This is a genomic window from Terriglobales bacterium, assembly GCA_035624475.1.
Taxonomy (GTDB): domain Bacteria; phylum Acidobacteriota; class Terriglobia; order Terriglobales; family Acidobacteriaceae; genus DASPRL01.
Map to the genome: position 1 here is coordinate 25,559 of DASPRL010000099.1, position 7,045 is coordinate 32,603.

Genomic DNA, 7,045 nt, shown 5'->3' on the forward strand with positions numbered 1-7,045 from the left:
ATTCTAGTCCTAGTTCAGGCGGCGTTCAATGGCCTGCACCACCGTGCGCAGCACTTTGACGCGGGCGTAGTGCTTGTTGTTGGCCTCCACCGCGGTCCAGGGGGCGTAGGGGGTGCTGGTGTGCAGCAGCATGTCCTCCACCGCCTGGGTGTAAACGTTCCACTTGGCGCGGTTGCGCCAGTCCTCCTCGGTGAGCTTGTAGGAGCGGAAGGGATCGGTCTCGCGGCTCTTGAAGCGGCGCAGCTGCTCTTCCTTGGTGATGTGCAGCCAGAACTTGCACAGGACGATGCCGAAGGAGGCCAGTTGCGCCTCCCACTCGTTGATCTCGCGGTAGGCGCGGCGCCACTCGTCCTCGTGGCAGAAGCCTTCCACGCGCTCCACCAGCACGCGCCCATAGTAGGAGCGGTCGAAGATGCCCACGTGCCCGGCGCGGGGCAGGTTGCGCCAGAAGCGCCAGAGGTAGTGGTGGGTCTTCTCCTCGCCCTTGGGGGCGGCGTAAGCACTGACGGTGAAGCCGCGGGGATCGAGCATCTCGGTGATGCGCTTGATGGCGCCGCCTTTGCCGGCCGCGTCCCAGCCCTCGAAGACGCAGAGCACCGGCAACTGTTGCTTGTAGACCTGGAACTCCAGCTCGCGCAGGCGCACCTGGGCGCGCCCGATCTGCTCCTCGTACTGCTTGGGAGTGAGCTTGCGGGTCATGTCGAGGGTCTCAAGCATGGGCCACCTCCTCCTGTGCCGGCTCGGGGCCGGCGGAGGCGGCGGGCTTGGAGGCCTCCCCGGTGGTCTTCTTCTCTTCGGCGCGAGCCAGCTCTGCGTCGCTGGCGGCGCGCTCGGCGCGGGCCTTCTTGGTGGCGGCGGCGGCGGCGGCGGTGCGCGAGACCAGCGCGGGCATGGCCTGGCGGCGCTCCAGCGCCTGCTCGAGGCGCTCCGCCAGGGTCTCGAAGACGCGCACCCGCGCCCAGCGCAGGTCGTTGGCCTCCACCACCGTCCAGGGAGCGTGCGGGCTGTCGGTCTTGGAAAGCATCTCTTCCACCGCTTTCAGCCAGCGGTCGTACTGGCGGTGGTGGCGCTTGTACTCCTTGGTGATCTTCCAGGCGAGCAGCGGGTCCTTCCGGCAGGCCTTGAAGCGGCGCGTCTGCTCCTTGCGGGAGATGTGCAGGAAGAACTTCAGCAGCACCTGCCCGTCGTCGGTGAGCCAGCGCTCGAACTGGTTGATCTGCTCGTAGGCCTGGCGCCAGACTTTCTTCTTGACGATCCTGTCGCAGCGCTCCACCAGCACGCGGCCGTACCAGGAGTGGTCGAAGACCGCCATCTCGCCGTCGTTGGGCAGGGCCACCTGATAGCGCCACAGGAAATGATAGCGCTGCTCCAGGGGCGTGGGCTCGCTGCCGGGATGCACGCGGAAGAGGCGGGGGTCCAAGCGCTCGGTGAGCTTTTTGACCACGGCGCCCTTGCCGGCGGTGTCCCAGCCCTCCAGGCAGATCACCACCGGGAGTTCGGCGTCGCGGGCGGCGTACTGCAATTTACGCAGCCGCTCCTGCAGCTCTTTCATCTGCTTGGCATAGACAGGCTTCGCCAGGTTCTTCTTGAGGTCCAAGGTCTCGAGCATGGCTGCTCCTTAGCTTAGGAAGGCTGGACGACAGAGGCCGACTCGGGGGCAGGTCAATCATAAATCATAGCCGAGCGGGAGAACACGTGTACAGCAAGTCATTTACTGGAAACCAGTTAGCAGGAAATTGGGTCATCGGATCATCGGCTTCATCGGGGTCACTAATCCGCGACCGCCGGACGGTCGTGGTGCTGCGGCCGGCGCATGAGCAGGATGAGCGGCAGGGCCAGCAGGAACAGGATGCCCAGCAGCCGGAAGACGTCCACGAAGGAGAGCATGGCAGCCTGGCGCACCACCATGCCAAACAGCGCACCATAGGCGCGCTGGGTGGCGGTGACCATGTCGGCGCCCTGGCCCAGGAAGTAGCGGCGCAGGCCCTCGAACGTCATCCGCGTGGCGGTGTCGTAGGGAGTGACGTGGGCGCCCAGGATGTTGAGGTGGCGCTGGGTGTTGCGCGCCACCAGGGTGGTGGTGGTGGCGATGCCGATGCTGCCCCCGATGTTGCGCATGAGATTGAAGATGCTGGTGGCGTTGCCCATCTGCTCCTGGGGAATGGGATCGTGGGTGACGGTGGTGAGAGGGACGAAGAGCAGGCCCAGGGAGGTGCCCTGCAGGATGAGCGGCCAGAAGATGTCCCAGTAGCCGGCGTTGAGGTTGAGCGCGCCCAGCAGGAAGAGGCTGGCGGAGGAGGCCAGCAGGCCCACGCTCAGCAGCTTGCGAGGCTCGATCTTGGTGGTGAGGATGCCCACAATGGGCATGAACAGGAACGAGCCCAGGCCGCGGGGCAGCATGGCCAGCCCCGCCTGCAGCGCGGAATAGTCCATCAGGGTCTGCAGCCAGATGGGGATGAGCACGGTGGAACCGTAGAGCACGAAGCCCAGCACCGTCATCAGGAAGACGCCGGTGGTGTAGGTGCGGATCTTGAGCACGCGCAGGTTGACCACGGGATGCGGCGAGCGCAGCTCGTTCACGATGAACAGCAGCAGCCCCACCGCCGCCGTCACCGCCAGCACCTGGATGAAGCGGGAGGAGAACCAGTCCTCCTCCTGGCCCTTGTCGAGGAAGATCTGCAGGGCGCCCATGCCCACCGCCAGCAGCCCGATGCCCCAGTAGTCGATGCGCCCGGAGGCGCGGCGGATATACGGCGGATCGAAGATGAACAAAAAGCACATCGCCAGCGCCGCCAAGCCGACCGGGATGTTGATGTAAAAGAGCCAGCGCCAGGAGTAGCTGTCGGTGATCCAGCCGCCCAGCACCGGGCCCAGCATGGGCGCCACCACGATGCCCAGCGCCCAGAAGGCCATGGCGCGCCCGCGCTTCTCCGGGGGGAAAGCCTCCAGCATGATGGCCTGGGAGAGAGGCTGCAGGCCGCCGCCGCAGGCCCCCTGGATGACGCGGAACACGATGAGCGAGCCCAGGCTGGGGGCCACGCCGCAGGCCATGGAGGCCAGGGTGAAGCCGGTGACCGAGAGCAGCAGGATGCGCTTGCGCCCGAAGTGATTGGCCAGCCACCCGGTCATGGGCAGGATGATGGCGTTGGCCACCAGGTAGGAGGTCAGCACCCAGGTGGCCTCGTCGGTGGTGGCGGAGAGGTTGCCGGCGATGTGCTCCAGGGAGACGTTGACCACGGTCGTGTCGAGCACCTCCATGAAGGTGCCCAGCATCACCGCCACCGCGATGATCCAGGGATTGATGGGAGCATCGGGAGATTTGGTCATCGGGTCATCGGGTCATCGGGTCATTTGACGAGGACGGTGGGCACCACCGACATGCCGGGGCGGAGGCGATGCTCCGGGTCCTGGCCGGGGTCGAGCACGATCTTGACCGGGATGCGCTGCACCACCTTGACGTAGTTGCCGGTGGCGTTCTCCGGGGGCAGCAGGCTGAAGCGGGCGCCGGTGGCGCCGCCGATCGAATCCACGTGGCCGCGGTAGCTGCGCCCGAAGGCGTCCACCGAGACCGAGGCCGGCTGCCCGGGTTTCATGTGGCGCAGTTGCGTCTCCTTGAAGTTGGCGGTCACCCACAGGTCGTCGAGGTTGACCAGGGCGTACAGGGGCTGGCCCGCCTGCACTACCTGCCCGGGCTCGACCGAGCGCTTGCTGACGACGCCGGTGACGGGGGCGCGCACGGTGCAGTACTGCAGGTTCAACTGCGCCTGTTCGACCGCCGCCTGGTACTTGAGGACGGCGGCGGAGGCGGCGCCGGCGCGGGCCTCGCTCATGGCCACCTGCTGGGGTGCGGTCTGGGCGGCGCGCACCGCGGCTTCGGCCTCCGCCACGCGGCTCTGCGCCATGGCCACTTGCGCCTGGGCGGCCTCCACCGTGGCCCGGGCCGCCTGCTCGGCGGCCACAGCGGCGTCGTACTGCTGCTGCGAGATCTCGTCGCGCGCGATGAGGTCCTGGAAGCGCTTGAGGTCGGCGGCCACCTTGGTGTAGTTGGCCTGGGCCTCGGCCAGGCGGGCGCGGGCGGCATCGGCGCCCTTGCGCGCTGCCGCCAGCGAAGCCTGCGCGCTGCTCAAGGTGCTGGCGGTGGAGGTGGACATCACCGGCACCCCGGTATGGGCGGCGCGGGCGTTGGCTTCGGCATCGGCCAGCTCGGCGCGGGCGCGCGCCAGCGCCACCTCGTAGTCCTTGGGATCGAGTTGCGCCAGCACCGTGCCCGCCTGCACGTAGGCGTTGTCCTCGAAGTTCACCTGCAGAACGGTGCCGGAGACGCGGGCGCTCACGGGGGTGATGTGGCCGTCGATCTGGGCGTCGTCGGTGGACTCGCGCGCCGCGTAGTAGCGCCAGGCCGCGACCGCGGCCACCAGGGCCAGCACCACCACCGCCAGCAGCACCCAGCGCGCGCCGGGGTGCTCGCGCAGGTAAGAGACGCGCTCGGGCAGCGCCAGCTCCGGGACCTCCTCGGTCCAGGTCTCGCGCCCCGGTTCCGCCGGCTTGGCTTCCAGTTTGGGTTCGCGCTCCACGCTCGTCCTATCCTGCGTCATTTCTTCTCTTCCAGGTAGTTCCGGGTCTCTTTCTCGGCCACTCCCAGGGCGTGCGCCATGACCAGCTTGGCGACGTTGTGGGCGTTGAGGCTGGCGATGTAATTCTCGTCGGCCTGGGCCACGGCCTGCTGCGCCTGCACCACCTCCACGTTGTCGGTGACGCCGGCGGCGAAGCGGTCCTGCGACTGCTGCAACTGCTGGCGGGCCAGTTCCACCGCCTGTTGCGCCACCTCGACGCGTTGGGCGGCGGTACGCAGATCGAGGAAGGCATTGCGCACCTCCAGCTCGATGGCCCCGCGCAGGTCGGCCAGCTCATCCTGACGGCGGCGCAGAGTGGCGTCGGCACGCAGGGTATCGCCGTGCACCTTGCCCCCCTGGAAGAGGGGGATGCGCACCCCGGCTCCGATGGTGAAGGTGCTGCGGGCGTTGCCGGGATTGTTGCCGATCAGACCGTAGTCGCCGGCCAGGCCGAAGGAAGGCAGGGCCTCGCCCTGTGCCGCCTTCTTCTCCCACTCGGCGGCGCGCACCCGCGCCAGGCCGGCCTGGTAGTCGGCGCGGTTGCGGTAGGCGACCTCCAGGGCGTGCTCCAGGGTCAGCTCCTGCAGGGGCTCGTAGGGGAGCTTGCTGCTGAGTTCGAACGGCTGGCCCAGGGGCAGGCCGATGACGCGCGCCAGCAGCAGCTTCTGCTTTTCGAAGTCGTTGCGGACGGAGAGCAGATCCTGCTGGCGGGCTTGCATCTCCACTTGGGCGCGCAGCACGTCCAGCCCGGGGACCACGCCGGCATGGCGCAGGTCCACGGCCTGGCGGTAGAGGCGCTGGGCGGTGGCGTACTGGGCCTCAGCCGACTGCACGCGCGCGGCCCCCGCCAGGGCCTGCAGGTACGACGCCCCCACCACCAGCACCACCAGCTCGCGCGCGTCCTGGAAGGTGAACTGGGCGGCGCGCAGGTTCTGGTTGGCGGCGCGGTAGCGGTTCACGCTCTCGAAGCCCACCGACTGCTCCAGGAAGGCGCGGGTGTCGAAGACGTCGAAGGGGGGCGTGACCGGGGAGACTCCCGCCGGGATGGGAATGCCGAAGGTGGACAGGTTGATCTGCTCGCGCGTGAGCGAGGTCTCGGTGGTGAGCTTGGGCAGCAGCTCGCTCAGGCTGCGCCAGCGGGCGCCGCGCGAGCTTTCGGTCTCGTGGCCGGCCAGCAAGAGGCCGAGATTATGCCGCAGACCGCGGTCCAGGGCGTCGGAGACGGAGAGCTGCAACACGCCGGGCGTGACCTGGCCTTCGGCGACGCTGCCCAGGAAGGGATCCTGCGTCCCGGGGAGGGCGGGCACGGAGGGAGCGCCCGGGGCCGATGTGCCGGCGGGAGCGGGCGCTAGCTGCGCCGCGGCGGCGGCGGCGAGGACGAGCCAGCAGCAGCCAAGATGCATCACCCGCATGAAGCGCGGCATGTCGATCCCCCAAAGCTGGTCTTTGCTGCGGCAGCGCCGGAGCGGGCCGGCGCGGGGGCCCCAAAGACCCAATTGTAAGTAAATACTTACAATTTGGCAAAATCCGGGGAGGAGGCAGGCGAGAGCAGGCGCGAAGATGGGCGCCGCCGAGCCGGCCGCCTCCCGCAGCCCGCGCGCTGGACCGGAAACCTTGTCAAACCCCGGCCAGGCTGCCATCATCCAAGACAGGACGAAGAGAGCCGTCCCGGAATGCGATCCCAGCATGGCAGGCGATGAGATGGCGGGCAGCGGTTCCCTGCCCGCACCCGGACAATCCGAGACCCCGGGCCCGGGGCGCCGGCCTCCGGCCATGGTGCGCGCCCTCCGCCACCGCAACTTCCAGCTCTTCTTCGGCGGGCAACTGATCTCGCTGATCGGCACCTGGATGCAGAACGTGGCCCAGGCCTGGCTGGTCTACCGGCTGACGGGGTCGTCGCTGCTGCTGGGTGCGGTGGCCTTCGCCAACCAGATCCCCGTCTTCCTGTTCGCGCCCCTGGGCGGGATCATGGCCGACCGCCACAACCGCCACCGCGTGGTCATCGCCACCCAGACCGCCATGATGGTGCTGGCTTTCGCGCTGGCGGCGCTCACCCTCACCAACCTGGTCAAGGTATGGCACATCTTCGTGCTGGCGGCGCTGCTGGGCGTGGCCAACTCCTACGACATCCCCGCGCGCCAGTCCTTCCTGGTGGATATGGTGGGCAAAGAAGACCTGATGAACGCCATCGCCCTCAACTCCTCCATGTTCAACGGGGCGCGGGTGGTGGGACCGGCGGTGGCCGGCCTGCTGGTGGCCTGGGTGGGCGAGGGCTGGTGCTTCCTGGGGAACGCGATCAGTTACATCGCGGTGATCGCGGGGCTGCTGCTGATGAAGCTGCCGCCCTGGGTGAAGCTGGAGCATTCCGAGTCGGCGATGGCGCACATGGCTGAGGGCTTCCGCTTCGTGCGCCGCACCCTGCCCATCCGTGC

6 protein-coding genes are annotated in these 7,045 nt (G+C 68.3%); 1 reads left to right on the forward strand and 5 read right to left on the reverse strand.

Translation table 11 applies throughout. From position 1 onward, the window contains the following. Positions 1 to 9: 9 nt before the first annotated feature. From VEG08_04425 to VEG08_04445, 5 genes are all read right to left on the reverse strand, one after another. On the reverse strand, positions 10 to 717 hold the full coding sequence (locus VEG08_04425; GenBank protein HXZ27230.1) for a polyphosphate kinase 2: 708 nt from the start codon (positions 715 to 717) through the stop codon (positions 10 to 12). Beyond that, positions 710 to 1,609 carry a hypothetical protein gene (locus VEG08_04430; GenBank protein ID HXZ27231.1) on the reverse strand — a complete coding sequence of 300 codons (900 nt, stop codon included), beginning with the start codon at positions 1,607 to 1,609 and terminating at the stop codon, positions 710 to 712. The genes VEG08_04425 and VEG08_04430 overlap by 8 nt, the downstream gene beginning before the upstream one ends. A gap of 161 nt (positions 1,610 to 1,770) precedes the next feature. After that, positions 1,771 to 3,327 carry a DHA2 family efflux MFS transporter permease subunit gene (locus tag VEG08_04435; protein HXZ27232.1) on the reverse strand — a complete coding sequence of 519 codons (1,557 nt, stop codon included), beginning with the start codon at positions 3,325 to 3,327 and terminating at the stop codon, positions 1,771 to 1,773. 20 nt (positions 3,328 to 3,347) lie between these two features. Then, positions 3,348 to 4,574, reverse strand: a complete 1,227-nt coding sequence (locus tag VEG08_04440; protein ID HXZ27233.1) for an HlyD family secretion protein — start codon at positions 4,572 to 4,574, stop codon at positions 3,348 to 3,350. Positions 4,575 to 4,591: 17 nt separating this feature from the next. Beyond that, positions 4,592 to 6,037, reverse strand: a complete 1,446-nt coding sequence (locus VEG08_04445; GenBank protein HXZ27234.1) for a TolC family protein — start codon at positions 6,035 to 6,037, stop codon at positions 4,592 to 4,594. Between the two features lie 262 nt (positions 6,038 to 6,299). On the opposite strand from VEG08_04445, the gene VEG08_04450 reads away from it, so the two are divergent. Further along, positions 6,300 to 7,045, forward strand: a 746-nt coding sequence (locus tag VEG08_04450) for an MFS transporter (GenBank protein HXZ27235.1), incomplete at its 3' end; no start/stop codon positions are given.